General features: G+C 38.4%; 27 protein-coding genes. 2 read left to right on the forward strand and 25 right to left on the reverse strand.

Annotation, left to right across the window (positions count from 1 at the left end; genetic code table 11):
- Positions 1-35: 35 nt before the first annotated feature.
- The 7 genes from thrS to IGK96_RS11390 form a co-directional block, all read right to left on the reverse strand.
- Complete coding sequence (gene thrS / locus IGK96_RS11360; RefSeq protein WP_002359397.1) at positions 36-1,973, reverse strand: threonine--tRNA ligase; 1,938 nt, start codon at positions 1,971-1,973, stop codon at positions 36-38.
- A 396-nt stretch (positions 1,974-2,369) separates the two neighbouring features.
- Positions 2,370-2,549, reverse strand: coding sequence for a 2-hydroxymuconate tautomerase (locus IGK96_RS11365; protein ID WP_002356318.1), 180 nt, complete (start codon positions 2,547-2,549; stop codon positions 2,370-2,372).
- A 118-nt stretch (positions 2,550-2,667) separates the two neighbouring features.
- Complete coding sequence (locus tag IGK96_RS11370; RefSeq protein WP_002356314.1) at positions 2,668-3,378, reverse strand: M15 family metallopeptidase; 711 nt, start codon at positions 3,376-3,378, stop codon at positions 2,668-2,670.
- A gap of 97 nt (positions 3,379-3,475) precedes the next feature.
- Positions 3,476-4,588, reverse strand: coding sequence for a sensor histidine kinase (locus IGK96_RS11375; protein ID WP_010707131.1), 1,113 nt, complete (start codon positions 4,586-4,588; stop codon positions 3,476-3,478).
- Positions 4,581-5,285 carry a VanR-ABDEGLN family response regulator transcription factor gene (vanR, locus tag IGK96_RS11380; RefSeq protein WP_002356311.1) on the reverse strand — a complete coding sequence of 235 codons (705 nt, stop codon included), beginning with the start codon at positions 5,283-5,285 and terminating at the stop codon, positions 4,581-4,583. The genes IGK96_RS11375 and vanR overlap by 8 nt, the downstream gene beginning before the upstream one ends.
- A 98-nt stretch (positions 5,286-5,383) precedes the next feature.
- A complete protein-coding gene (locus tag IGK96_RS11385; protein WP_002370561.1) occupies positions 5,384-6,829 on the reverse strand; it encodes a L,D-transpeptidase family protein in 1,446 nt (481 codons plus the stop codon).
- A 146-nt stretch (positions 6,830-6,975) separates the two neighbouring features.
- Positions 6,976-7,839, reverse strand: a complete 864-nt coding sequence (locus IGK96_RS11390; RefSeq protein WP_016622607.1) for an aminoglycoside 6-adenylyltransferase — start codon at positions 7,837-7,839, stop codon at positions 6,976-6,978.
- A 121-nt stretch (positions 7,840-7,960) separates the two neighbouring features.
- Between IGK96_RS11390 and IGK96_RS11395 the strand changes: the two genes are divergently transcribed.
- Together IGK96_RS11395 and IGK96_RS11400 are read left to right on the forward strand one after the other, a co-directional pair.
- Entirely contained in the window at positions 7,961-8,542 is a 582-nt protein-coding gene (locus IGK96_RS11395; protein ID WP_002359392.1) for a YdcF family protein, read from the forward strand.
- Positions 8,543-8,699: 157 nt separating this feature from the next.
- Positions 8,700-9,644, forward strand: coding sequence for an endo-beta-N-acetylglucosaminidase (locus tag IGK96_RS11400; RefSeq protein WP_002382461.1), 945 nt, complete (start codon positions 8,700-8,702; stop codon positions 9,642-9,644).
- Positions 9,645-9,924: 280 nt separating this feature from the next.
- Here the strand turns inward: IGK96_RS11400 and IGK96_RS11405 are convergent, their stop codons facing one another.
- The 18 genes from IGK96_RS11405 to fabD form a co-directional block, all read right to left on the reverse strand.
- Positions 9,925-10,755: a DUF6287 domain-containing protein gene (locus IGK96_RS11405; RefSeq protein WP_161975151.1), complete on the reverse strand. Its 831-nt coding sequence runs from the start codon at positions 10,753-10,755 to the stop codon at positions 9,925-9,927.
- A gap of 234 nt (positions 10,756-10,989) precedes the next feature.
- Positions 10,990-11,709 (reverse strand): YebC/PmpR family DNA-binding transcriptional regulator, encoded by a 720-nt coding sequence (locus tag IGK96_RS11410; RefSeq protein WP_002356305.1) that lies wholly within the window; start codon positions 11,707-11,709, stop codon positions 10,990-10,992.
- 86 nt (positions 11,710-11,795) lie between these two features.
- Positions 11,796-12,983 (reverse strand): nucleotidyltransferase, encoded by a 1,188-nt coding sequence (locus IGK96_RS11415; protein WP_002362361.1) that lies wholly within the window; start codon positions 12,981-12,983, stop codon positions 11,796-11,798.
- A gap of 80 nt (positions 12,984-13,063) precedes the next feature.
- The gene (locus IGK96_RS11420) at positions 13,064-13,804 is read right to left on the reverse strand and encodes a class I SAM-dependent DNA methyltransferase (protein ID WP_002356302.1); all 741 of its coding nucleotides are present in this window, start codon (positions 13,802-13,804) and stop codon (positions 13,064-13,066) included.
- A 1-nt stretch (position 13,805) separates the two neighbouring features.
- Positions 13,806-14,144 carry a ribosome silencing factor gene (gene rsfS / locus IGK96_RS11425; RefSeq protein WP_033072556.1) on the reverse strand — a complete coding sequence of 113 codons (339 nt, stop codon included), beginning with the start codon at positions 14,142-14,144 and terminating at the stop codon, positions 13,806-13,808.
- Between the two features lie 46 nt (positions 14,145-14,190).
- Complete coding sequence (yqeK, locus tag IGK96_RS11430) at positions 14,191-14,781, reverse strand: bis(5'-nucleosyl)-tetraphosphatase (symmetrical) YqeK (protein ID WP_002356300.1); 591 nt, start codon at positions 14,779-14,781, stop codon at positions 14,191-14,193.
- Positions 14,759-15,418: a nicotinate-nucleotide adenylyltransferase gene (locus tag IGK96_RS11435; RefSeq protein ID WP_002379799.1), complete on the reverse strand. Its 660-nt coding sequence runs from the start codon at positions 15,416-15,418 to the stop codon at positions 14,759-14,761. The genes yqeK and IGK96_RS11435 overlap by 23 nt, the downstream gene beginning before the upstream one ends.
- Positions 15,419-15,435: 17 nt before the next feature.
- On the reverse strand, positions 15,436-15,747 hold the full coding sequence (yhbY, locus tag IGK96_RS11440; RefSeq protein WP_002356298.1) for a ribosome assembly RNA-binding protein YhbY: 312 nt from the start codon (positions 15,745-15,747) through the stop codon (positions 15,436-15,438).
- A gap of 23 nt (positions 15,748-15,770) precedes the next feature.
- The gene (yqeH, locus tag IGK96_RS11445) at positions 15,771-16,880 is read right to left on the reverse strand and encodes a ribosome biogenesis GTPase YqeH (RefSeq protein ID WP_330502086.1); all 1,110 of its coding nucleotides are present in this window, start codon (positions 16,878-16,880) and stop codon (positions 15,771-15,773) included.
- Positions 16,877-17,404, reverse strand: a complete 528-nt coding sequence (locus IGK96_RS11450) for a YqeG family HAD IIIA-type phosphatase (RefSeq protein ID WP_002356296.1) — start codon at positions 17,402-17,404, stop codon at positions 16,877-16,879. Before IGK96_RS11450 ends, yqeH begins: the two co-directional genes overlap by 4 nt.
- A 221-nt stretch (positions 17,405-17,625) precedes the next feature.
- Positions 17,626-18,414, reverse strand: coding sequence for an acetyl-CoA carboxylase carboxyl transferase subunit alpha (locus tag IGK96_RS11455; RefSeq protein ID WP_002362363.1), 789 nt, complete (start codon positions 18,412-18,414; stop codon positions 17,626-17,628).
- Position 18,415: 1 nt separating this feature from the next.
- The gene (gene accD / locus IGK96_RS11460; protein WP_002356293.1) at positions 18,416-19,282 is read right to left on the reverse strand and encodes an acetyl-CoA carboxylase, carboxyltransferase subunit beta; all 867 of its coding nucleotides are present in this window, start codon (positions 19,280-19,282) and stop codon (positions 18,416-18,418) included.
- Between the two features lie 94 nt (positions 19,283-19,376).
- Positions 19,377-20,747: an acetyl-CoA carboxylase biotin carboxylase subunit gene (locus tag IGK96_RS11465; RefSeq protein ID WP_002359385.1), complete on the reverse strand. Its 1,371-nt coding sequence runs from the start codon at positions 20,745-20,747 to the stop codon at positions 19,377-19,379.
- A gap of 7 nt (positions 20,748-20,754) precedes the next feature.
- On the reverse strand, positions 20,755-21,180 hold the full coding sequence (fabZ, locus tag IGK96_RS11470) for a 3-hydroxyacyl-ACP dehydratase FabZ (RefSeq protein WP_002356286.1): 426 nt from the start codon (positions 21,178-21,180) through the stop codon (positions 20,755-20,757).
- Between the two features lie 3 nt (positions 21,181-21,183).
- Entirely contained in the window at positions 21,184-21,672 is a 489-nt protein-coding gene (gene accB, locus IGK96_RS11475; RefSeq protein WP_002362458.1) for an acetyl-CoA carboxylase biotin carboxyl carrier protein, read from the reverse strand.
- 1 nt (position 21,673) lies between these two features.
- Positions 21,674-22,909: a beta-ketoacyl-ACP synthase II gene (gene fabF, locus IGK96_RS11480; protein ID WP_002356284.1), complete on the reverse strand. Its 1,236-nt coding sequence runs from the start codon at positions 22,907-22,909 to the stop codon at positions 21,674-21,676.
- 18 nt (positions 22,910-22,927) lie between these two features.
- Entirely contained in the window at positions 22,928-23,665 is a 738-nt protein-coding gene (gene fabG, locus IGK96_RS11485) for a 3-oxoacyl-[acyl-carrier-protein] reductase (RefSeq protein ID WP_002356283.1), read from the reverse strand.
- A gap of 3 nt (positions 23,666-23,668) precedes the next feature.
- A complete protein-coding gene (gene fabD, locus IGK96_RS11490) occupies positions 23,669-24,598 on the reverse strand; it encodes an ACP S-malonyltransferase (protein WP_002356280.1) in 930 nt (309 codons plus the stop codon).
- Positions 24,599-24,614: the final 16 nt, after the last annotated feature.

Here is a 24,614-nt window from a genome sequence, read left to right on the forward strand (position 1 = left end):
TGAATTCAGAAGTCCTTTTGACTTTTTCTCTTTTTTTAACGGCTGTAATTGTGAACTTCAGCAGCCATGCTGTCAATGAAAATTGATAAATCTTCGACAGAAGTTTCTTTGCTTCCATAACGACGGACGTTCACCGTTGCATCTTCCATTTCTTTGTCCCCGACCACTAATTGATAAGGTACTTTTTGTGTTTGAGAGGCCCGAATTTTGTAGCCCATTTTTTCGTTACGATCATCGACTTCAACACGTAAGCCTTGTGCTTGTAAACGTTCTTTGATTTCATAAGCATACTCAGAATGCGCTTCTACAGAAACTGGGATAATAGTTGCTTGAATTGGTGCTAACCAAGTAGGGAAAGCGCCTTTGTAAACTTCTGTTAAGTAAGCCACAAATCGTTCCATTGTTGAGACGATACCACGGTGGATAACAACTGGGCGATGTGTATTTTCACCATCTTCGCCAACATAAGTTAAGTCAAAACGTTCTGGTAATAAGAAGTCTAATTGGATGGTTGATAATGTTTCTTCCATTCCTAAAGCTGTTTTTACTTGAACATCTAACTTCGGACCGTAAAAGGCAGCTTCACCTTCTGCTTCAAAGTAATCTAATTCTAATTCATCCATGGCAGCTTTTAACATCGCTTGCGCTTTTTCCCACATCGCATCATCATCAAAATATTTGTCTGTATTATTTGGATCACGATAGCTTAAGCGGAAACGATAATCCGTAATGTTAAAGTCAGCATAGACTGCCACCATTAACTCCAAAGTACGTTTAAATTCGTCTTTAATTTGGTCAGGACGAACAAAAGTATGGCCATCGTTTAAAGTCATTTCACGAACACGTTGTAACCCTGATAATGCGCCAGATTTTTCATAGCGGTGCATCATCCCTAATTCAGCGATTCGAATTGGTAATTCGCGGTAACTATGAATGTCATTTTTATAAACCATCATATGGTGTGGACAGTTCATTGGACGTAATACCAGCATTTCGCCATCGCCCATATCCATTGGTGGGAACATATCTTCATGGTAATGATCCCAGTGACCAGATGTTTTGTATAATTCCACATCTGCCATAATTGGTGTATACACATGTTGGTAACCTAAGCTAATTTCTTTGTCCACAATATAACGTTCAATTGTACGACGAATGGTTGCGCCTTTTGGTAACCAGAAAGGTAACCCTGAACCAACTTCTTGTGAAACCATAAATAAATCTAATTCTTTTCCTAATTTACGGTGGTCACGTTCTTTGGCTTCCTCGCGCATTTTGATAAATTCTTTTAAATCTTTTTTATCGAAAAAGGCAGTGCCGTAAATCCGTTGCATCATATGATTGTCAGAGTTTCCGCGCCAATAAGCACCAGCTACTGAAAGTAATTTAAAGACTTGAATCCGTCCTGTTGAAGGGACGTGAACACCACGACATAAATCAACAAAATCGCCTTGATCATAGACAGTGATGATTTCATCTTCTGGTAAATCTGTAATTAATTCAACTTTGTAAGGATCATCAGCAAATAATTCTAACGCTTCTGCACGTGAGATTTCTTTACGAACGATTGGGTTATTTTCCTTCACAATTTTCATCATTTCGGCTTCAATTGCAGGTAAATCTTCCGCTGTCACAGGGGATTCCCCATTATCTGTATCATAGTAGAACCCAGAATCAATCGCAGGACCTACGCCAAATTTAATGTTAGGGAAAAGACGACGTAAGGCATTAGCCATTAAATGAGCTGACGAATGACGTAAAATTCCTAAAGCATCTTCATGATCAGGCGTCACGATTTCAAGCGAACCATCTTCTACGATAGGACGATCTAAATCGATTAAAACACCATTGAATTTACCAGCTAAAGCTTTTTTGGCTAAACTGTTGCTAATACTTTTAGCAACATCAAATGTTGTAACCCCAGAATCAAACGGTTTGACAGCGCCATCTGGAAAAGTAATGTGAATAGACATAATAAAATTCTCTCCTTTTAATTTTTTTGATTTGAAGCGTTTCATTGTGTTCCTGTTTTTCACAATGAAACGAAACAGCCACCTGTTCCCCTTGTTAAAAAACAAAAAGTCCTAGTATTCTAACGAATACTAGGACGAAAATATCGTGGTTCCACCTAATTTTGAACACAAATAATCTGTGTTCCTCTAGCGTGTTAACGGTGCGACCGCCTTTGTTTCAACAAAGGTTTCGAAAGTGGTCATCCCTTGTGCCAATCTGGAAAATTTTCAGCCAAGATTTTCCTCTCTAATAGATCGCGGGCAAGTTCAGTTGTCTTTCTCATCAATCATTTATGCACTTATTTAACCACTTATTTTCAGAAAAAGCAAGTGATTCAACAGAAATTCTCTGAAAACTTATTTTTTCCATTCGCCGCCTTGTGCATAGCGGTCTTTTTTCAATTCATTGACAATCACATGGATATTCTCTTTTGGTGCACCAGCATTTTTTGACACAGCTTCTGTAATATCTTTGACCATATTAGTTAACTGTTCTTCTGTGCGGCCTTCAATTAATTCTACATGTACAAATGGCATCTTCGTTCCCCCAATTTAAATTGCTTGTTCTGTTTGTATCATAGAGCGGGTTATGACGCTTGTCAATAAAAAATAGCCTATGTTCAGTAAAAGCTAAGATAGCTTTATTGATAAACAATTAATTATTATTTTCTGCTAAGTATTCTTCTAACGTTAGACTCGCTTTTTGAATCTCTAGTGCTGCTTTTTTACCCACATATCGATAATGCCAAGGTTCATAACTAACACCCGTAATTTCCACTTTGTCTGAAGGATAACGAAGAATAAATCCATATTTATAGGCGTTCTTTGCCAACCAAGCGTAGACTTCTTCGTCAGTAGATCGCTTACTTTGCGCATTTATATCCACTGCTAAACCTACTTCATGTTCACTAGTTCTCGGCACTGCTACCCAACTTTCAGCTGTTTCAATCGCTTCTTGTTCGCTGAATCCTTGATCTTGAAAAGCCTGTACTTTTTCTGCCATAATTTCTTTTTGCTCTTCATTTGTTCGATAACTAGAAGTGACTTCAAGATAGAAGCCTTGTCTTTTGGCATCTTTAAACATCCTGTTCAAAGCTGGATAAATTCGTTTATCCACTGCCTGTTTGTTAGGTAATTTTTTTAATTGGATTTGATAATCTTCAGGAATCTGATGCGTTTGATTTACTAATAATAATTTCCATGATTGATCGCCTTCTTCAGGAGAACTCATTTTTTCCTCTTCCTCTAAACTGAGGGCTTGCTCATTTCCTATTGAAACTATTTTTTTCTCAGCAACTTGTTTAACAGCCATGCCCACAATAAAAAGGCCTAAAATAGCGACACCAATTGTAACTTTAAATTTCATTTTTATTTCTCTCCTCTTTACTTACTTAACAAAATTAGTATAGCAAGCTAGTAAAAAGGAGCATTCTTTTTTTTCGCAAGAATTTCTAACGATTTTCTTACAAAATCGATAAAGAAATCATAAAGGTAGTTTTTTCATTTTCGCTTTCAGCTGAAAGCACCCCGCCATGCAGCTCCACAATTTTTTTAGCAACCGCTAAACCTAGTCCTGCGCCTCCTCGGTTTGTTTGACGGGCAGTATCTAATCGGAAAAATTGTTCAAAAATTCGGGCTAATTTTTCTGGTGGAATAGTAGGGCCATGATTTGTAAAATAAATATTTACTCGTTGATTTTCATTATCAACTTTAGTGGAAAGAGAGATGGTTGTTCCTGCATAGCTGTAGTTAATGGCATTTTGAACTAAGTTATCAAAAACTCTTTGCATTTTATCGACATCAAGATGAATAGACAAAGCCTCAGTAAAATCTGTTTCAATAGTTAACTGTTTTTGTTTCAACATAGGTAAAAATTCATAACTTACTTGATTTAACATACGATCCAAGCGAACACTCGTTGGTTCTAATTCAATATTCGAGAGATTAAATCGAGCTATTTCAAAAAATTCATTAATCAACTCTTCTAAATGCTCTGCTTTTTCTAATGAAATAGCTAAATATTTTTCTCGTAATTGCGTCGAAATTTCCAGTTCATCATGAAGAAGTGTTAAATAACCAATGACTGATGTTAAAGGCGTTTTTAAATCATGTGCTAAATAAACAATCAAATCATTCTTTCTTTGCTCAGCTTCCTTCGCTTGTTGCTGGCGTAAGTTAACTTCTTGACGGATTTGATTCAACTCTTTGTCAAACTCCATTAAATTTGCTGACAAGGCTATCGGTTCTTCGGAATTCTGATAGAGTTTCCCTGTTGCCTCCAATACTTCTGTTAATTGATTGATGCTTTGCAACCATATCCGAAAAAGAATGATTACTGAACCACCTAGAATTACTAAGCTAATTAAATAAACGTAGTTCTCCTCAATTCCTTTGGCTAAAAGGTAGAGTGGATCTTCCATGCCCCATCTACGTAATCCAAACAAAAAATTACTAAAAAAATACAAGACTGCTGATAACGCCAATATTCCCAAACTAAAAAACAAAAACTTTGTTAGTAGTTGTTTAATCATTCGTTCTTTAAATTGCTGTTTTCCTGTTTTTTTCTTTTCAGTCAATTTTATACCCCACTCCCCAAACAGTTTTAATAAACTTTGGCTTCCTTGGTGGTTCTTTTAATTTTTCCCTTAAACGGCCAATATGTGCCATCACGGTATTTCCATTGTTTTCCAAATATTTTTCACCCCAGATTTCTTCAAACAATATCTCTGCTGGGACTACTTCTCCCTGACGTTCTGCTAAATACCAAAGAATTGAAAATTCTAATGGCGTTAAAAATATATCCTCCCCGTATAGTTTACTTGTATGATGTATTTTATTTATCACCAAACCATGAATATCTATTTCTGTTCCTTCTGTTTCTTGTTGTAGACTCGCCTGTGAATTATATTTACGAAAACGTCTTAGTTGTGTTTTAATACGTGCGACTACTTCCAATGGATTAAACGGCTTTGTAATATAATCATCAGCGCCTAAAGTTAGCCCAGTAATTTTATCAATGTCCTCAATTTTAGCGGTTAAAAGAATAATAGGGAAAAAATATTTTTCCCGTGCTTTTTTAACCATTTGAAAGCCATCAATATCTGGTAACATTACATCAAGTACCGCTAAATCGAACTGATTATTTGCCATTGATTCCAGAGCAGGTTTCCCTCGATAAAATTTTTCTACTTCATAACCGTCACTCGTTAAATATACTTCCAGCAAATCAGCTATTTCTTGTTCATCATCTACTAATAAAATTCTTTCTGCCATGGTTTTGCTCCTTGCTTGTCCATTTATAAATTATCTATTCAACTAAAACAGCACCAAAAAGACTGCTCATTTGCCCTTTTGGTGCTGTAAATAATCATTTATACTTCTTCGCCGTAATCCACAGGTTTATCAAATTCACCTGGTGCATCATCATAGATATGTCCGTAAATAATTACCGGCATTCCGTCATAGGATACGTCAAAGATTTTTGAAACTTCTGTTCCTGGCGTATTGATACAGCCATTACTACCAGCATCGGTTTTAAAGGCTTCTTTATCGCCGTACTTATCCAATTTATGGTCGGAGTCATGAATCCCAATTTGTGTGACAACGCCCCCTTGACTTAATAACGGCATCCAATATTTTACTGGCACACTGTATCGAGAACCATCAAGCATTTGACCTTCTAAATTCACATCGGTTGTCCGATATAAAATTGTATGGAATCCTGGTACTGTTGCGGTTCCTTTGTTATATCTGCCAGTAATGACATCTGTGGTGACTATTTTTTTGCCATCAATGAAACAATACATTTTTTGATCTTTTAAATCAATTTCAATGTAATTATTGGCAATTTTACTATTTTCTTTGGTATCACCAACCAACGGAGCAGTGATTGCATTCGTTTGTTCTTGGCTATTCAGCGCGTTTACTAGTAGTTCTTGCGTTTTGGCCCCATCAATCGACCAGCCATAACTTCCATTGTTTTTAAAACGACGTGTCGTACCGTGAACATCTGTAAATAAAACTGGTTGATTAGCAGAACCATATGTTGTTTCTAATTGTGTCACCCAAGTAGTTAGTTTTTCTTTGTTGATTGTGCCATCATCATTCAGCACGTTTTGAATTTGTGTTTTATCAAAGGCTACTTTTTCACCATTAATATCAACTGTAATTGTTTTATTTAACTTGTTATTGAGCGTTGTCAATGTCGCCTTTAACGTTTGATCCTCTTTTGTAATTTCAGGGGCTTTATAAAAATCTTTGGCATTGTATTGATAGTTGCCTTTTCCCGCTTCAACATCCGCAATAATCTGCTGATTTAAGCGCTGTGTGTCCACTACTGTGCCTTGTTCTTCGGGAACAATTTCAAAAGTGCCATTGCCTCGACGGATACTCGCATTTTTGCTTGGTTTCCCCTCTGGAAAACTCAAAGTTGCTAATTTGGCTTCTAGTTCTTTTTTGAATGCCTCGTTTAACGGTAGCTTCACCTTGCTACTGTGTAAATGGTCTTTTAAAAATTTTTGATCCAATTGGTATTTTTTAGGAAGTTGAATTTTTTCTTCTTTTGTCCCCGTTTGAACCACAACTTCTTCGGTTTGATTAACTTGCGCTAATTTTTCTTCCGCTGCATTTACATTTAACCAGCCTACAGAAACTCCATTTACTTTTGTGGTTGGTAAAAAGTGACTTTGAAAATAAACATAGCTGCCCCCAGCAACCAGAGCTAGTCCAACCAAAGAAGTAATAATTACTTTCTTTTTATTATTTTTTCCTGATTTTTGACGACGTGTATTACGCATTTGCATTTCTTCTTTTTTCATTTGTTCATCCTTTATATCAATAATTTTAGGTTTATTTCTTAGAGACTAGGCAACAAACAACTGCGGTGATCTACAATCAAAAAAACTTCCCTTTCTCTCGCAGATTAATTTTTTCAATTATACACTATTTTTACGTTGTTTTCAGCTTATTTTCCTTGTAAATCCTTTAATCTTAAAGAATTTGTATACTCTGTGACTTTTTTTGCTTCTTGTAAATGATACGTAAACTGGGCCATTTTAGCAAAATCCTGAGCGACGACATCAAAAAAGGCTTGTGTCTTTATTAAGCTGTTCCAACAAGCTTCTTTACTAGAAAAATCCAGCAACGATGCTAATTGATCCATCGTGTCAGGAGTGACATAATTTTTCAGATACTTAAATTGTTTCCCAACAGAAATTGGCTCCGGTTCCTGCCAAGCCGCTTGCCAAGAAAGCAAGCGCAACAGTTCCTGCTGACAATATTCATAGAGATGTGTGACAGCGTAAAATAGTTCATTCCGACAAAGCCCCTTAACTACATACGTACTAACCCACCAAAATTCATTGCAACAATCGTTAAACTGCTGCTGATTCGGAACTGTTACTGTATAATTTTTATCAGATGCTACAGGTAAAGATGGCAAATTTTCATCTTTGTCTAACAAGATAATTGCTAAAGAATCGCCTTCATGCCAATTGTCTTTTTCTGCGAGAGGACACAATGTTAAATCGATACGTTGGCCATCTTCAAATAACATTAAAAATGTTTCCCGCGTCTTCGGTTCTGTGGGAAATAAGGTCATTTCCTTGGGACGTTGCATAATTAATGGTTGTCCAAATTTTGCTATCCACGTTGCTGTTTCAAAAAACTCAGCACATGGTTCTACAATATAAACAATGTCGAAATCTTGAAAACTATCTTTTGGCGCTTTCACATTCGTGCGAGAACCCACCATTCCCACAGCTCGAATGTGTTCTTCTTGTTTTGCTACATCCATAATAAGTTGAAACATTTCTTCTTCTGTACGCATGCATTCGCTCCCTCTCTTCAAAAGTTTCTATTAAAACATAGATTTTTTTATAAGTCTTTTGTTTTCTATCGCTTTTTCTATGGTACTTCGTATACACTAACATTACAAGGAGGGATGTTTCATGCATTGGTTAAAAATAACAAGTTTATCCATTGTCAGTTTTGGCTTTTGTATTCTTTTGATTTTAGGTCTACTTATTTTTACTGGCAAAAATACGCAACCCACCGATAAACCAGATGCTATTTTAATTTTAGGGGCCCGTGTTTTAGGGACGTCTAAAGAAACCGCACTGCCCAGCCGTGTTTTGCAAGCTCGGTTAGATGTGGCTATCCCCTATATTAAACAACACCCCGAGACACCCGTTATTGTTAGCGGAGGGCAAGGAGCAGATGAGCCGGCTACGGAAGCCGCGGTTATGAAACAATACTTGCTAAATAAAGGTGTTCCAGAAAAACAGATTCTCTTAGAAAATCGTGCCACACGCACCAAAGAAAATATTGTCAATTCACAAAAACTCCTTTCTTTTAAACGGTTAGTGATTGTTACTAGTGACTTTCACATGTACCGCTCGCAACTTTTAGCCAAGCGAGCAGGCATCTCAAATGTTTCAGGCATCACTGCGGCTTCTTCTTTTCCAAAAGATATCAAAAATTTTGGTCGAGAGCTGCTTTCTTTAGGCTATGCCTTACTCTTTGATTGGTAAAAGAGCGTCCTTCGCAAGACCATTTTGCGAAGGACGCTTTTATATTCTGTGGATTTGCTCACTTTTGTTCTCTTCTTCTTGTGTTTAAATTATAAAAATGATAACATATCTTTGTTAGCGCTTACAAATAATATTTATTTTATAGGAGGAGAAAGTTATGGGGCATCAATTGAGCACTCATTTTTTTAACAAGAAAACAGGGATTATTTCAACTTTTTTAAGTTTGATACTTTTAGTCGGTGGGTTACTGTTTGCACTACCTGCATTTGAAGTACAAGCAGCATCAACTGTTACACCTAAAACAGTCATGTATGTAGAAGTAAACAACCACGATTTTAACAATGTGGGAAAATATACTTTAGCTGGAACCAATCAACCTGCTTTTGATATGGGGATTATTTTTGCAGCCAATATTAATTATGACACGGTCAATAAAAAACCTTACTTATATCTAAATGAACGGGTCCAACAAACTTTAAACGAAGCTGAAACACAAATTCGTCCAGTTCAAGCACGCGGCACTAAAGTCCTATTGTCTATTTTAGGCAACCATGAAGGCGCTGGCTTTGCTAACTTCCCAACTTACGAAAGTGCGGATGCCTTTGCAGCTCAATTAGAACAAGTCGTTAATACGTATCATTTAGATGGTATTGATTTTGATGATGAGTATGCTGAATACGGAAAAAATGGAACGCCTCAACCAAATAATTCTTCGTTCATTTGGTTACTTCAAGCCTTAAGAAATCGCTTAGGCAATGATAAATTAATTACTTTTTATAATATTGGACCAGCGGCTGCGAACTCTTCTGCTAATCCTCAAATGAGTTCTTTAATTGATTATGCTTGGAACCCTTATTATAGTACCTGGAATCCGCCACAAATTGCAGGTATGCCTGCTTCTCGTTTAGGTGCTTCTGCCGTTGAAGTTGGTGTCAATCAAAATCTAGCTGCGCAATATGCCAAACGTACAAAAGCGGAGCAATATGGTATTTATCTAATGTATAACCTCCCAGGAAAAGATTCATCTGCGTATATCTCGGCGGCGACACAAGAACTTTATGGTCGAAAAACGAACTATTCACCAACTGTTCCAACACCTTAATTATTATCTCGTGTCTACAAGCGCCAACATGTAAAGAGTTAAAAGCCAGCTTACTACAAGCTGGCTTTTTGGTATCTTGAGCGAATCGTTTTGAACATAAAAAAGACCCGCCCTTTGGGTAAGGACGGGAAAGGAGTTAAAAATGAAAAAGTGTTTTGTGTTGTTAAGGTTGTTTGTTGATATGCTTATATCTTACAAACTAAATGTGAAGATTTTGTGATCATTTCATTCTTATTTTGCTACTTTTATAGGAATTAAATAGATTGCCACGAGACTATCTTTAGTTGCCTTGTGCATCCGTTATTCTGACTGCTCCTTGTGGCGATACTCTGAAAAAACCAACAGTCCCAGTCCCTCCATTTGCAGCCATCTGTTTCGATTGGGCTCTAAAAAAGAAGTCATTTCCATTCATACAAAAAAATCCAAGGTTCGTATCATCATTTTCTGCATCAGTCAATGTACTTCTGATACATGCCTCTGCTTGTTCTTGGTTCTCGATGATTTTTGCCTCTTCATTTTGGTCTTGAATTTCCTCTTCAGAAGAACGATAGTAATACTCTTCCGCAGGATAATTTCCACTATCTTGAGTAATTAACAATCGCGGTTTCGTCTTATCCGATTGGTCGCCGTTAGGATTTTCAACACCAATTTTATATAATAATAACGCAGCACCAGTAGGCCCCCACCTAATACTTAAGCTTGTAATTGGTCGCGACTCATCAGTAGGTGAATCCTTCGTAATCATTCCTCCGGTATTTGTACTACCATCAGGATGAATGATCAAACTCTCTCCTTTACCATTTTTCCATGTTCCAACTAAAGTAGTAAAATCGCCAGCATTAATCGCTGTAGTATCTAAATCAGCTACAGTTAGCTGACTATTGTTTCCATCAGCTGTCGGCTCTTCATTTTTCACTGATTCGTTAGACTCGACACTGCTGCTCGCTTGTTCGTTTGTCTTATCAATTGTTTCACTGGTTTTTTCATTCGTCTCTTCAACTTTAGAGGATGCCTCCGTTGAAGCGGTCACTTTCTTTTCTTTTGGTTCCCGACAAGCAGTTAATGATAAAACCGCTAGCCCGACAAAAAACGCGAACATTCCCTTTTTCACGCCTATTCACCCCGTTCAATGATCTATCTTACTAGACTATTGTACTATTAATTCAACTGTTTAGACAAATATTTATGGAACAGACAAAAGTTGAACCTGTCATTGAATGCTTTGTGTCACATGGACCTATCAATCAACTTTCTTTTTTCTATGTATTATATGAAAAAAAGTGAGCCATCAGTCAAAATGACCGATGGCTCACTTTCTAAATCTTAAAACAAACGAACAAATGGATTATTCAGGTAAATCTACATTATGATGAACTTTTTGAACATCTTCTAAATCTTCTAAAACGTCTAACATTTTTTCAAAGTTCGCTAAATCGTCGCCTTCTAATGTTACTTCATTTTGTGGAACCATTTCTAACTCAGTAACTGTGAATTCTTCAATGCCTTTTTCTTTTAACGCTTCTTGTGCATGGTGGAAATCTTCTGGTTCTGTGTAAACGATAATTTGACCGTCTTCTTCAACAACATCGCGAACATCAATGTCTTTTTCCATTAAGTATTCTAAAATTTCATCCGCATCGTCACCAGCAAAGCCAATGATACCTGTATTATCAAACATGTAGGAAACAGCACCGCTGACACCCATGTTTCCGCCGTTTTTACCAAATGCGGCCCGCACATCTGCTGCTGTTCGGTTCACGTTGTTTGTTAAAGCATCAACAATGACCATTGAACCATTTGGCCCAAATCCTTCATAGCGTAATTCAGAATATTGTTCATCTGCTGAACCTTTTGCTTTTTCAATAGCGCGATCAATAATATGTTTTGGTACATTGTATGTTTTGGCGCGTTCGATTACAAACCGTAATTTTTGGTTTGCATGAGGATCAGGGTCTCCTGACTTCGCTGCTACGTAAATTTCAATCCCGAATTTTGCATAAACACGGCTATTGTTTGCGTCTTTGGCAGCTTTTTTCTCTTTAATATTTGCCCATTTACGGCCCATATTCTCACTTCGCTTTCTCTGATTTGTTGTTAGTATCTTATCCCTTGTTTATTATACTGGGGAAACTGATTTTTGTTAAGTATTTTTTAGGTATCTGGCGAAAATCGTAAGGGAAACCGACCAAAATTTTGTTCTTTTAAAGAAGAATCTCCCATTTGGTATAGTTGATTGGCGCGAATATCTAACGAAAGCATTGCGCGGTTTTCTTTAGATACTTTGGAAATTACCGGCAATTGAATCTGTGCTTTGGTTTCTTTTAGATAAGCTTGTCCCTTTGGCGTAAATCCTAGCACATGGAGATAACTGTTTTGCCAAACAGTTTCAACTTCTTCTTTGGTCATATTTAACAATATATAGGTTGCTAATCGTTGCAATCTTGTCCAAGTATAACGCTTCGTTTTCATACGTTCCATTAATTCGTGAAAAGAACCTGCTGCTTGGATTTGATCTTTTAGTCGATATTCAAGTCCTTCCGTCATTTGGTAAATGGCTTGTAACTCTTCTAACGAGGATTGAACAATTTTATACTTTAGGAAGGGCCAATAATTTTCCCATGAAATCATTGTCTGTGTTTGTAAATGTTGTGCGGTTATAGAAGGCACCGTTGGCAGCACTTGCGTTATTTCTTGTTGAAAAACACTTTGCCTAATCGCCGTGGCGCTAGCAACTTTCCCAGAAATCGTTGCATCATGAAAGCCCGCTTGTTTTCTAGCAATTGGGTAGAGCGTCATCGGGGTTGGATACGTGGCATTTTCCTTTGCATAACTCATCCCCAAAATATGATTAGGCGAAGAAAAATCAAACCTGCTTTCAGGATATACTTGACGAAAAACAGCAGTCATTTTTTGTGGATAACTCAATTGTTTGTCTGTCAATGCGTGGAACGTTTGATCAATTAAGGATTGATTTTCTTGGACAAACTGGCCGAAAGCCGCATAATCAATTGCGCTTGTACTATCTGTTCCAAAACATAAGCTCTCACATTGCAACGCCTGCAATAACTTTATACCGCCTTTGGCAAAGTAATCCGCAGACTGTACCGACCAAGCTGTCGGCAATTCAATGACTAAATCCACACCATTTTGCAAAGCTTCTTCTGCTCTGGCCCACTTATCTAGTAAGGCTGGTTCTCCTCTTTGTAAAAAATTTCCACTCATTATAGCAATCACTACTTCAGCTCCGCTTTGTTGGCGAGCTTGTTGGGCATGATAGCGATGTCCATTATGAAAGGGATTATATTCCACGATAATGCCACAGGCTTTCACTCTAGCCACCTCCGTTATAAAAAAATGGACTTATCAGCAAAGAGACAAACGTTTTTAAGCGCTGTCCCAAGCTCATAAGCCAAATCTTATTAATCTCTTTGACAAACAAAGAACCAGCGTTCACTTGTTTCAGTTGGTGCTTCATCTGTAAAATCTGCATAAACTTTGACATTCATGAAACCAGCACTTTCTAACATTCGTAGATAGTTATCTAACGAATAGGTTCGTTCTTGATGCAATTCATCATACCGAACAAAGTGTTCATCTGTTTCCTGTTCTTTCACAAAAAATGTTAAGAAATGTTCGATGCTGTGTTCTTTTTCACCAGCGTAACTATCCCATAGAAAAGCAAATTCTTCTGTTTGATAATGATAGCTATATTCTGGAAAAACTGAATCAATTTTGTAAGTAGAATGAACATCAAAAATGAACGTTCCTTCCTCTTCTAACGCTTGATAAACTTCATCGAACACTTGTTGTACTTCTTGGCGGTTAGCCATGTAGCACAGTGAATCAGAAAAACAAGTGATGGCTTGGTATTGTCCCACTTCAGATAAATCTAGCATATTTCCCTGAACAAATTGAACTGGCACTTCTTCTTCAAAGGCTCGTTCACTAGCAATCATCAACATTTCTTCTGATAAGTCTAAGGCCGTCACATCATAACCACTTTTCGCAAAATCAACTGCTAAAGCGCCTGTACCACAAGCCATTTCAAGAATTTGTTGGGTTCCTTGTGGGAGATGACGATTGGAAAAATCCAACCATTTTTGGTATAGGCTTTCGTCCATCACTTCGTCATAGACGAAAGCAAACGTTTCATAGGCCATTTTAGTCAACCCAAGCGCTTAGATCAACCATTGGGGCATCTGACCATAATTTTTCTAAGTTGTAAAAGGCACGTTCTGAAGATTGGAATACATGGACAATAACATCGCCTAAATCGATTAAAATCCATTTTCCGCCTTCTTTACCTTCCACACGTTTGACTTCTACTTGATTTTTGGCTTCTTGTTCGTTAATTTCATCAACAATCGCATTGATTTGACGTTCACTATTGGCTTGGCAAATTAAAAAATAATCTGCTAATAATGAAATCTCTCTTACGTCTAATGCGACAATTTCTTCTGCTCGTTTTGAATCTGCTGCTTTGACAGCAATTTCTAAAATTTTCTGGCTATCTATGATAGTTCCCTCCTAGTAATTCTTTCTTCTTTTATTTTTGATTAACGACCCATTGATTGTAGGTCTCTAACGTTTTTGGATAAATTTTATGTTCTTGTTCAATCAAATGTAACAAGGTATGTTTCGTTTCATAAGCAACCGCTGCATCTAAGTCAACAAGGGCAATTTCACGGGCTTCTTTCACACCTGGAAAATCACGTCCTGGTTCAATGTAATCTGCGACATAAATAATTTTATCTAACAAGCTCATCTTAGCAGCCCCAGTTGTATGCACACGAATTGCCTGCAAGATTTCTTCGTCATCAATGGCTAATTCCCGTTGAACAATATCCGCCCCAACTAAGCCATGCCAAATTTCATTGCCATAGTTTAATAAAGCCAAATCAAAACCATCTCGGCGAATAATCAACTCGAATTCATCGTTTGGACGTTCTTTGGCGTAATCATGCGTCAAAGCAGCAATACTGGCTTTGGCTTCATCGGCACCATATTTCGCTGCCAAGGCCACAGCTGTTTCCTCGACTCCTAACACATGGCGAAAGCGACGTTCACTCATTTGCATTTGAACTTTTTGCATTAATAATTCACGTTGTGCAGCATCATAATTTGTTATCCAGCTCATCTTGATACAGTCCCTTCTCTTGAATATAGTTTATCACATTCTCTGGAAGAAGATAGCGTGTTGAGCAACCACTTTTGACTTTTTGTCTAATCAAAGTGGAACTAATCGCCATCTGCGGAACATCGACCCAAATAATTGGATAGGTAGATTCCGTTGGATAATTAGGACGCCGAATGCCGACAAATTGAACTAAATGGAGTAAGTCATCAATCCGATGCCATTTGGGCAAGTATTCCACCATATCTCCACCAATTATAAAATAATAATCAGTATCTGGATTGGCTTCTTTTAAAGCTTTCATCGTATCATACGTGTAACTTTTGCCTTTGCGAATTAATTCAATTGGCTCAATATCTAAGCAGGGATTATCAGACACCGCTAGTTCTAACATTGCTAACCGATGTTCGCTGCTAATTGTTTTCTTTTCGTCTACATGTGGTGGTAAGTACGTAGGCATTAAGTAAACTTTGTCCAAACCTAGTTGATTTTGAACTTGATCGGCCATGACAAGATGTGCTAAATGAACGGGATTAAAATTACCACCTAACAAGCCGACTTGCTTTCTTGTTTGAAAACGTAACGGTTCCTCTTGCAAGAGAACGTCCGCTCCTTGACGCGCTTGTCTTTTTTCTCCCATTGTTCATCCCTCCAATATTAAATCTCTTTGACTGCTGCTGAAATTTTTTGATATTTTTCTTTACTTGATGGCTTGAATAAGACCAACACGCGACCAATAATTTGTACCACATCGCAATGAATGGCTGCTGTTAGTTCTTCTGCAACCTCTTCTGCTACTTCATCTGTATTTTGTAATAACGTAATTTTAATCAATTCACGTTTTTCCAACGCTTCATCAATTTGTGTAATCATTGCGTCATTCAAACCACCTTTGCCTACTTGAAAAATAGGTTGTAAATGATGTGCCTGACTACGTAAATAACGTTTTTGTTTTCCTCTAAGTTTCAAATTGTTTGCCTTCTCTCTAAAATTTAAATTAATGCTTTTCTACATAAAACATCGACACCTTTAGGCGCCCAACCAGCGACTACACCAGGTTCTGTGACAGTAATCCAACCTAGACCAGCAAACACAATATCCGTTTTTTCTTTCACGGAAAATTCAAAGCGCACTAATTCAGGAAACTCAGCGACTTCATCGGCACGTGGGGGCTGCAATAAGCCACCAACATGTTTTTCATAAAAAGCATCGGCGGTTGCTGTTTTTGTTCGGTGTAAATTTAAGTCATTGGAAACGTAGGCAATGAAGGAACTTTTAGCACCTTGGACATAATCAAAGCGAGCCAAGCCACCTAAAAACAAGGTTTGTTCAGCATTTAATTGGTAAACTTTCGGTTTGATTTCTTTTTGCGGTGCAATAATTTTCAAGTCTTTTTTACCTAGGTAATGTGCCATTTGATGACGGTGAATAATTCCCGGCGTATCGATTAAGAAGTGGCCATCGTCTAATGGAATTTCAATTTTATCTAGCGTTGTTCCAGGAAATTGTGATGTCGTAATCACATCTTGAACACCCACTGTTTGTTGAATGATTTGATTGATTAATGTTGATTTTCCAACATTGGTCACACCTACGACATAAACGTCTCGGCCTTCACGATATTTTTCGATCGTATCTAATAACTCTTGCATTTCTTGTGGTTTCTTGCCACTTGTCAGTAAAACATCAACAGGGCGTAATCCTGCTTCATGGGCCCGTTCTCTCATCCATTGAACCATTTTAGGTTTTTTTAATGATTTAGGCAAAATATCCACTTTATTGCCAACTAACAACACAGGATTATCTCCGATAAAACGATGTAGTCCTGGAATAAGAGAGCCATTAAAGTCAAAAATATCCACTACGTTCACAATCAGTGCATCTTCTGTTCCTAAACCATTCAATAAACGTAAAAAGTCATCATCTGTTAATTGGACATCTTGAATGTCATTATAATGTCTTAAGCGAAAACAACGTTGGCAATAAACTTCCCCTGTTTCCATTCCTTTTTCGAAAGCTGTTTTTGGTGTATAGCCTAATTCATGAGGATTTTCCGTTTGGATAATCGCACCACAGCCAATACAATGAATTGCCTCTGTCATTCTAATCCGCCTCTCCATGTCATTTCTGGATGTTTTTTTGATAAGTATTTCATAATTTTCCGTTCAAAGAACCGATTGATTCTAGTATTCCAGCCATCTGTATCGACAATCGGTTGAACTAAAACATTGCGTATACCCGCTGCGTTAGCTCCCCGAATATCTGTCATAATCTGATCGCCGACCATTAACATTTCAGATGGCTTCAAGCCTAATTTTTTTTCTGCTAATTTGAAGCCACGTGCGGTTGGTTTCAAGGCACGTGCTACATAATCTAAGTCAAACTTTTCAACAACGCGTTTAATCCGGCTGTCTTTGTTGTTTGAAACAACGAGGACAGTAATTCCTGCATTTTTCATTTCTAATAACCAAGTTTTTAATTCTTCTGTTCCATCGGGATTATTCCAAGCAATTAACGTATTATCTAAGTCAGTTAGTACTGCCTTAATCCCCAGTTTTTTTAATTGTGCGGGGGTAATTTTATAAATCGCATCAATCATCCATGTCGGTTTATATTTTGAAAACATCGTGACTCCTCTCACTGACACTATGTAGTTTCTTCGATTTTAAGAGACTGAAACATAACTAAACAATTATGCTTCAGTCTCTACCTATTGTATTATACTGCATTTTACTGAAAATTTCTATAAAGGACGGTCGTTCCTTGTAAAAGAACAAGTAAAATAAAAGAAAAAATAAAAAAAGCCACCCATCAACCCCTGAAAAGTTCGTTGATGAGTAGTAACTTCTAATATTTGCGAAAACGTTGGTATCTTTTTTCTAGTAACGTTTCCGTATCTAATTTAGCTAATTCAGTTAATTTTGAAATGAACGCTTTTTGTAACATGCGATTAATTTTTGCTTGTTCCAGAGGCTGACCGTTCATAACTTCCGGAATTACTTTATCTACAATAGCTAATTCCTTCAGCTCTGTCGCTGTGATTTTCATCAATTCTGCTGCTTCTTTCGCACGACTGCCATCTTTCCACAAAATAGAGGCGAAACCTTCTGGCGAAAGAACCGCATAAATCGTGTGTTCCAACATCCAAACTTCATCTGCGACTGCTAACGCTAAAGCACCGCCACTGCCACCCTCACCAATGATGACTGAAATGATTGGCACTTTCAAATCAGACATTTCTAACAGGTTTTGCGCAATGGCTTCCCCTTCTCCCCGCTCTTCGGCACCAATCCCACAATAGGCACCAGCAGTGTTCACAAAGGTAATGACTGGGCGATTAAATTTTTCCGCTTGTTTCATTAAACGTAACGCTTTGCGATACCCTTCAGGATTAGGTGAACCAAAATTACGTTCAATATTTTCTGGTAGATTTCGACCTTTTTGGATACCTACCACTGTAACTGGTTTCCCTTGCAAAGTAGCAACACCACCGACTACAGCTAAATCATCGGCAAAGTAACGATCCCCATGAAATTCTAAAAAGTCCTCAAAAATGGCTTCTATATATTCTAAAGTTGTCAAACGATCTTGGGCTCTTGCCAAGGTAACAACATCATTGGCTGTTTTCTTTTCCATGTTAACGCCACCCTTCCAAAGAATGTAAACGTAACAAGTCGCTCAATCGTTGACGCAAAAGATTTCTTGGCACAATCTGATCTACAAAACCATGTTCTAAAAGAAACTCGGCCTTTTGAAAATCATCTGGCAACTCTTGACGAATCGTTTGTTCAATTACACGGCGGCCAGCAAAACCGATTAAACTCTGAGGCTCTGCCAAAATAATATCGCCATCCATCGCAAAACTTGCGGTAACACCGCCAGTCGTTGGATCAGTCAATACCGTAAGATACAGCAAGCCTGCTTTGTTATGCCGTTGCAAAGCGGCCGAAATTTTCGCCATTTGCATCAATGAAAAAATTCCTTCTTGCATACGGGCTCCACCAGATGCAGTGAAAATCACCACTGGTAAATGCTTTTCTGTCGCCCGCTCAAACAAGCGTGTGATTTTTTCACCAACAATCGTTCCCATACTGCCCATGATAAAATTAGCATCCATGATTCCTATTGCAACAGCTTGTCCTTCAATTGTTGCTTCTCCCGTTAAGACAGCTTCATCTAGCCCAGTTTTTTCTTGCATTTTTTCAATTTTTTCAAGATAACCAGGAAAATTTAGTGGATCTTTTGTCACTAATTCACTGTCCCAATTGTGGAAACTTTTTTCATCGACGGTTATCGCTAATCGTTCCCATGCACCAATCCGAAAACTATAGCCACAATGCGGACAGATTTTTTCTGCACCCATTTCTTTTGTATACAGTGTTCGCTTACAAGAAGGGCATTTTGCCCACATATTATCTGGAACAGAAGGCTTCTTTGATGCATCATTTGCATCAGCACGATTTGGATTAATGCGAATGTAATTTTTCTTTTTAAATAATGCCATTTGCTTACTCCTCGTATTTTAGCGGCAAGAGCTCAGCTCCTTTCAAAAGATCACTGATCTTTCCAAGCAAGAGAGCTCTTGCGGCGTTCTTTCTTTAATGATTGCTTTCTGGCTCCCAATTTGGTAGAAATGTTTCTTGTAAAAAGCTTGTGTCATAGTCACCTGTCAAAACATTGTCATGTGTAATTAAATCCAATTGGAATTCGGCATTCGTAATAATACCTTCTGTTACAATTTCATTTAAAGCCCTTTGCATTTTCATCAAGGCATCAAAACGATTTTCACCATGTACGATGACTTTCGCAATCATTGAATCATAATAAGGTGGAATTGAATACCCTGAATACATAGCGCTGTCTACACGCAAGCCCATTCCACCACTAGGCAACAAGAGATTTTGAATTTTACCTGGTGAAGGAGCAAAATTAAAGGCAGGATTTTCAGCGTTAATTCGGCACTCAATCGCATGCCCAGTCATGATAACATCCTCTTGGGTATAGCCTAAAGGTTCACCTGAAGCAATTTCTAATTGCGCTTTGACTAAATCAATCCCTGTTACCATTTCCGTAACTGGATGTTCGACTTGGATGCGGGTATTCATTTCCATGAAATAAAAGTCGCCAGCTGGATCCATCAAAAATTCAATGGTTCCGGCATTTTCATAATGCACAGCTTGTGCCGCTCGAACGGCCGTTTCGCCTAACATCTGACGCTTTTCTTCAGAAATAGCAATCGATGGTGATTCTTCTAACACTTTTTGATTATTTCTTTGTAGTGAGCAATCACGTTCCCCTAAGTGAATCACATGCCCATATTGATCACCTAAAATTTGCACTTCGATATGACGTGCTGGATAAATAATTTTTTCTAAATACATATCATCATTACCAAATGCGGCTTTGGCTTCTTGCTGCGCTGAAGTAAAGTGTTTCGGTAACTCTTCTTTTGAAAGAACTTTTCGGATTCCTTTTCCGCCACCACCAGCAGCTGCCTTTAACATCACTGGGTAACCAATTTCTTCAGCAATCGTCAACGCTTCTTCGACAGAATCAATGACGCCATCACTCCCAGGAATAACAGGTACCTTGGCTTTCTGCATCAGTTGACGTGCATTTATTTTATTGCCCATTGCATCAATCGTTTCTGCTTTAGGACCGATAAAAGTAATGTTACATTCTTCGCACATTGAAGCAAATTGACTATTTTCAGATAAGAAACCAAACCCTGGATGAATCGCTTCAGCATTGGTAACAATCGCTGCACTTAAAACAGCTTGAACATTTAAATAAGAATCAGTTGCTTTCGCCGGTCCAATACAAATGGCTTCATCTGCTAACTGTGTGTGTAACGCTTCTTGATCCGCTTCAGAGTAAACAGCAACTGTTTGAACGCCTAATTCGCGACAGGCACGAATAATACGAACAGCGATTTCTCCGCGGTTTGCGATTAATACTTTCGAAAACATTTTTCACCTATCCAATCATAAAGGTTAATTCAGCCTCGGCAACTTTTTTTCCATTAACTTTTGCTACACCTTTACCCATTCCAGCAGAAGCGCGGACTTTTAAAAGTTCAACCTCTAAAATTAATGTGTCGCCTGGTGTTACCTTTTGTCTAAATTTTGCTTTATCTAATCCACCAAAGTATGCCGTTTTCCCTTTGAATTCAGGCATTGAAAGTAATGCCACGGCGCCTGCTTGAGCCAACGATTCAATAATTAAAACTCCTGGCAAAACAGGATTCCCAGGAAAATGACCTTGAAAAACTTGCTCATTAACCGTTACATTCTTTTTCGCTACAACGCGTTCCCCGGGAATGACTTCTTCAACACTATCTAATAATAAAAAGGGATAGCGATGTGGTAAAATTTCTTGAATTTCTGTAATTGTTAATTTCATGTTTTATTCTCCTTTAGCAACTCGGAATAGCGGCTGACCAAATTCAACCACATCTTCATTGTTGACTAACACTTCCGTAATCACACCGTCAACTGTCGCCGTAATTTCATTCATTAATTTCATCGCTTCAACGATACATACAACGTCACCCGTTTTAACAGTGTCTCCTACTTTGACAAAGTTCTCTTTATCTGGTGCTGGTTGTAAATAAACGATTCCTACAATAGGTGACGTAATTTCTTCTGTCTTTTCATTGGTTGTCGGTGTATTAGTTGGCGTTTCTTCAACGACAGAAACTGTTTCAACAGGCACTGACACACCACTAGCGGCTACTGGTGTTTCTTGTGGTTGCGCCACTGGTTCTACGGCACTTCGCCCAGAAACTGTATTTTTATTCATATATAATTCAAACGAGCCTTCTCGTAAATCAAATTCGGTTAAAGTTGATTGATCAAATTGTGTTAATAATGCTTTTACTTCTTCTAACTGCATGTTAATCCTCCCAGCGTTTTAAGCAAATAACTGCATTGTGGCCACCAAAGCCTAGCGAGTTACTTAAAGCATAATCAAATTTATGCTCTTTGCTTTCGTTTAAAACAACGTTCACCGTAATTGCTTCATCTTGATTTTCCACATTAATGGTTGGTGGAATAAATTGATGTTGTAAAGCATTTAGGGTAGCAATTCCTTCAATTCCACCAGCGGCGCCTAAGAGATGTCCCGTCATACTCTTCGTACTACTTACATACGCCGTTTTTGCGGCATCACCTAAAGCCAATTCAATAGCTTTAGATTCTGCACTGTCATTGGCTTGTGTGCTTGTTCCATGGGCGTTAATATAGCCAATTTTTTCTGGAGAAATCCCCGCTTCTTCCATTGCTAGTACCATGGCTTTCGCTGCGCCGCTTCCATCTGGTGTTGGTGATGTCATATGATAGGCATCGCAATTAGCACCATAGCCAACCACTTCACCTAAAATAGTTGCACCTCGTTCTAGAGCATGATCTAATGATTCTAAAATAAAGACACCCGCTCCTTCTCCCATCACAAATCCACTACGTTCTTTATCAAAGGGAATTGAGGCTTTTTCTGGATCAGTCGCCTTTGTTAAAGCGGTCAAGGAAGCAAATCCTGAAATACCGATTTCTGTAATAGGCGCTTCTGCTCCACCAGCAATAATGACATCGGAGTAGCCATGTTTGATATTGCGGAAAGCTTCCCCAATTGAATGGGTTGCACTAGCACAAGCCGTCACTGTTGACGTACAAATTCCTTTGGCACCAACACGTAAAGCAATATTTCCCGCCACCATGTTTCCAATCGCCATTGGAATAAATAACGGTGCCACACGTTCAGGTCCTTTGTCGTGCATCCGAATTACTTGATTTTGAATTGTTTCCAAACCACCAATCCCGGAACCCACCATGACGCCAAACCGATCCACATCTAGTTGACTGGTATCCAAGCCACTCATAGCCATTGCTTCTAAGGCCGCATAAATGCCAAATAACGAAAACTTATCCATGCGTTTGCCATCTTTTTTAACAAAATATTTTTCCATTGGAAAGTCTTTCACTTCAGCTGCTAAGGTGACACCTGTTTCACTAACATCAAATTTACTAATCGGTCCGATACCATTTTTCCCTGTTTTCAAACTTTCTAAAAAAGTCTCAGGTTCATTGCCAATCGGCGAGGTGACACCGTAACCGGTAATAACTACTCGATTCATCCTTTTGACTCCTTTCGTTTATCCGTGCATGACTAAGCCGCCATCAACATTCACGACTTGCCCAGTAATATAGGGACTTTTAGCTAAGAATATCGCTGTAGCTGCGACATCTTCGACTTGCCCAAACGTTTGTAAGGGAATTTGCGCATTCATTTGTGTTTTAACTTTTTCCGATAAAACATCCGTCATTTCTGTTTGGATAAACCCTGGTGCAATCGCATTGCAGGTAATACCGCGCGGCGCAACTTCTCGTGCCACCGATTTAGTAAAACCAACGACACCGGCTTTACTCGCAGCGTAGTTTGCTTGACCAACATTTCCCATTAAACCAGAAACGCTAGCCATATTAATAATCCGACCACTTCGTTGTTTCATCATACGTTTAACCGCTTGTTGGGTCATGTTAAAAGTTCCTACCAAGTTAATATCTAAACAGGCATTAAAATCCTCTTTTGTCATTCGTAATAATAATTTATCATTCGTAATCCCAGCGTTATTCACCAGAATATCAATCGAGCCTAATTGGTCAACGGTTGCTTGAATCATCTCACCTGCTGCATCAAAATCGGAAATATCTCCAGAAAGGCCAATACATTTTACCCCAAAGGCTTCAATTTCTTGTCGTTGTTCTGGCGTAATCTCACTCCGACCGTTTAAAACAATATTGGCGCCCTCTTTCGCAAAAGCCAATGCAACTGCTTTGCCAATCCCACGAGTGCTTCCAGTAATAAATACGTTTTTCCCTGTTAATTCCATTTTTTACCTCCCAGTAAGTGCTGTTAACGTTTCTGTTAATGTTGCAACATCTTCCACACGGTGCATTTCAATTGTTTTGTCAATTTTTTTAACAAAACCAGTTAATGTTTTCCCTGGACCAACTTCAATCATCGTTCCCACGTTCATAGCCTTCATCGTTTCGATACTGTCTTCAAAACGTACCGCAGACATGACTTGCTTTTCCAATAACGCTTGAATTGCCTCTTGGGGCATAATTTCGGCAGTCGTATTACTAATGACAGGAATTTGCATCGTTTGAAAGTTCAATTTTGCTAAATCCTGAGCCAACTTTTTTGATGCTGGTTGTAACAGTGCCGTATGGAAAGGGCCACTCACATTTAACGGAATCATTCGCTTCACACCAGCTTCTTTGAGAAGTGTCATCGCTTGATCAACAGCAGCAACCTCACCACCAATCACGATTTGTTGTGGTGTATTATAATTTGCTGGAGCCACAATTCCGAAAGCACTGGCTTCTTGGCAGGCTTTCTCAATTACTTCACGCTCAGCATTCATGACAGCAACCATTTTGCCAGTTCCTTGTGGTGCTGCTTCTGTCATGTACTGACCGCGCTTTTGGACCAAGGCCACTGCTTCTGAAAAACGCAAAGCCCCGCTGGCAACCAAAGCGCTATATTCCCCTAAGCTTAAACCCGCTACGACATCAGGCGTTAGTCCTTTTTGTTGCAAAAGACGGTAAAATGCGACACTGACTGTTAAAATAGCAGGTTGCGTATATTCTGTTTCATTTAAACGTTCATTTTCAGTAAAACAAAGTTCTGCCATCTCATAACCTAAGATATGACTTGCTTCATCGAAAGTTTCCCGAACAATCGCTTCTTGGTGATATAATTCTTCACCCATCCCTTGATACTGGGCTCCTTGTCCACTAAATAAAATCGCTGTTTTCATACGACACCTCATTTTT

The sequence above is a fragment of the Enterococcus sp. DIV0682 genome (assembly GCF_051712685.1).
GTDB lineage: Bacteria > Bacillota > Bacilli > Lactobacillales > Enterococcaceae > Enterococcus > Enterococcus faecalis.

Excerpts from the sequence above, each read along its gene's own strand:
- IGK96_RS11365 (WP_002356318.1), bottom strand. The coding sequence starts at position 2,549 with ATGCCATTTGTACATGTAGAATTAATTGAAGGCCGCACAGAAGAACAG.
- fabZ (WP_002356286.1), bottom strand. The coding sequence starts at position 21,180 with ATGAAATTAACAATTACAGAAATTCAAGAAATTTTACCACATCGCTAT.
- IGK96_RS11370 (WP_002356314.1), bottom strand. The coding sequence starts at position 3,378 with ATGAAATTTAAAGTTACAATTGGTGTCGCTATTTTAGGCCTTTTTATT.
- yqeK (WP_002356300.1), bottom strand. The coding sequence starts at position 14,781 with ATGAGCTGGATAACAAATTATGATGCTGCACAACGTGAATTATTAATG.
- thrS (WP_002359397.1), bottom strand. The coding sequence starts at position 1,973 with ATGTCTATTCACATTACTTTTCCAGATGGCGCTGTCAAACCGTTTGAT.
- vanR (WP_002356311.1), bottom strand. The coding sequence starts at position 5,285 with ATGGCAGAAAGAATTTTATTAGTAGATGATGAACAAGAAATAGCTGAT.
- IGK96_RS11390 (WP_016622607.1), bottom strand. The coding sequence starts at position 7,839 with ATGCGTACAGAAGAAGAAATGTTTCAACTTATTATGGATGTAGCAAAA.
- fabG (WP_002356283.1), bottom strand. The coding sequence starts at position 23,665 with ATGGAATTAACAGGGAAAAACGTATTTATTACTGGAAGCACTCGTGGG.
- fabF (WP_002356284.1), bottom strand. The coding sequence starts at position 22,909 with ATGAATCGAGTAGTTATTACCGGTTACGGTGTCACCTCGCCGATTGGC.
- fabD (WP_002356280.1), bottom strand. The coding sequence starts at position 24,598 with ATGAAAACAGCGATTTTATTTAGTGGACAAGGAGCCCAGTATCAAGGG.
- IGK96_RS11435 (WP_002379799.1), bottom strand. The coding sequence starts at position 15,418 with ATGGGAGAAAAAAGACAAGCGCGTCAAGGAGCGGACGTTCTCTTGCAA.
- IGK96_RS11465 (WP_002359385.1), bottom strand. The coding sequence starts at position 20,747 with ATGTTTTCGAAAGTATTAATCGCAAACCGCGGAGAAATCGCTGTTCGT.
- IGK96_RS11410 (WP_002356305.1), bottom strand. The coding sequence starts at position 11,709 with ATGGGCCGTAAATGGGCAAATATTAAAGAGAAAAAAGCTGCCAAAGAC.
- IGK96_RS11455 (WP_002362363.1), bottom strand. The coding sequence starts at position 18,414 with ATGGAAAAGAAAACAGCCAATGATGTTGTTACCTTGGCAAGAGCCCAA.
- IGK96_RS11400 (WP_002382461.1), top strand. The coding sequence starts at position 8,700 with ATGGGGCATCAATTGAGCACTCATTTTTTTAACAAGAAAACAGGGATT.
- accD (WP_002356293.1), bottom strand. The coding sequence starts at position 19,282 with ATGGCATTATTTAAAAAGAAAAATTACATTCGCATTAATCCAAATCGT.
- IGK96_RS11385 (WP_002370561.1), bottom strand. The coding sequence starts at position 6,829 with ATGAAAAAAGAAGAAATGCAAATGCGTAATACACGTCGTCAAAAATCA.
- accB (WP_002362458.1), bottom strand. The coding sequence starts at position 21,672 with ATGCAGTTAGAAGAAGTAAAAGCATTATTAACACAATTTGATCAATCA.
- IGK96_RS11420 (WP_002356302.1), bottom strand. The coding sequence starts at position 13,804 with ATGGCCTATGAAACGTTTGCTTTCGTCTATGACGAAGTGATGGACGAA.
- yqeH (WP_330502086.1), bottom strand. The coding sequence starts at position 16,880 with ATGACAGAGGCAATTCATTGTATTGGCTGTGGTGCGATTATCCAAACG.
- IGK96_RS11450 (WP_002356296.1), bottom strand. The coding sequence starts at position 17,404 with ATGTTTTCAAAATATAAACCGACATGGATGATTGATGCGATTTATAAA.
- IGK96_RS11395 (WP_002359392.1), top strand. The coding sequence starts at position 7,961 with ATGCATTGGTTAAAAATAACAAGTTTATCCATTGTCAGTTTTGGCTTT.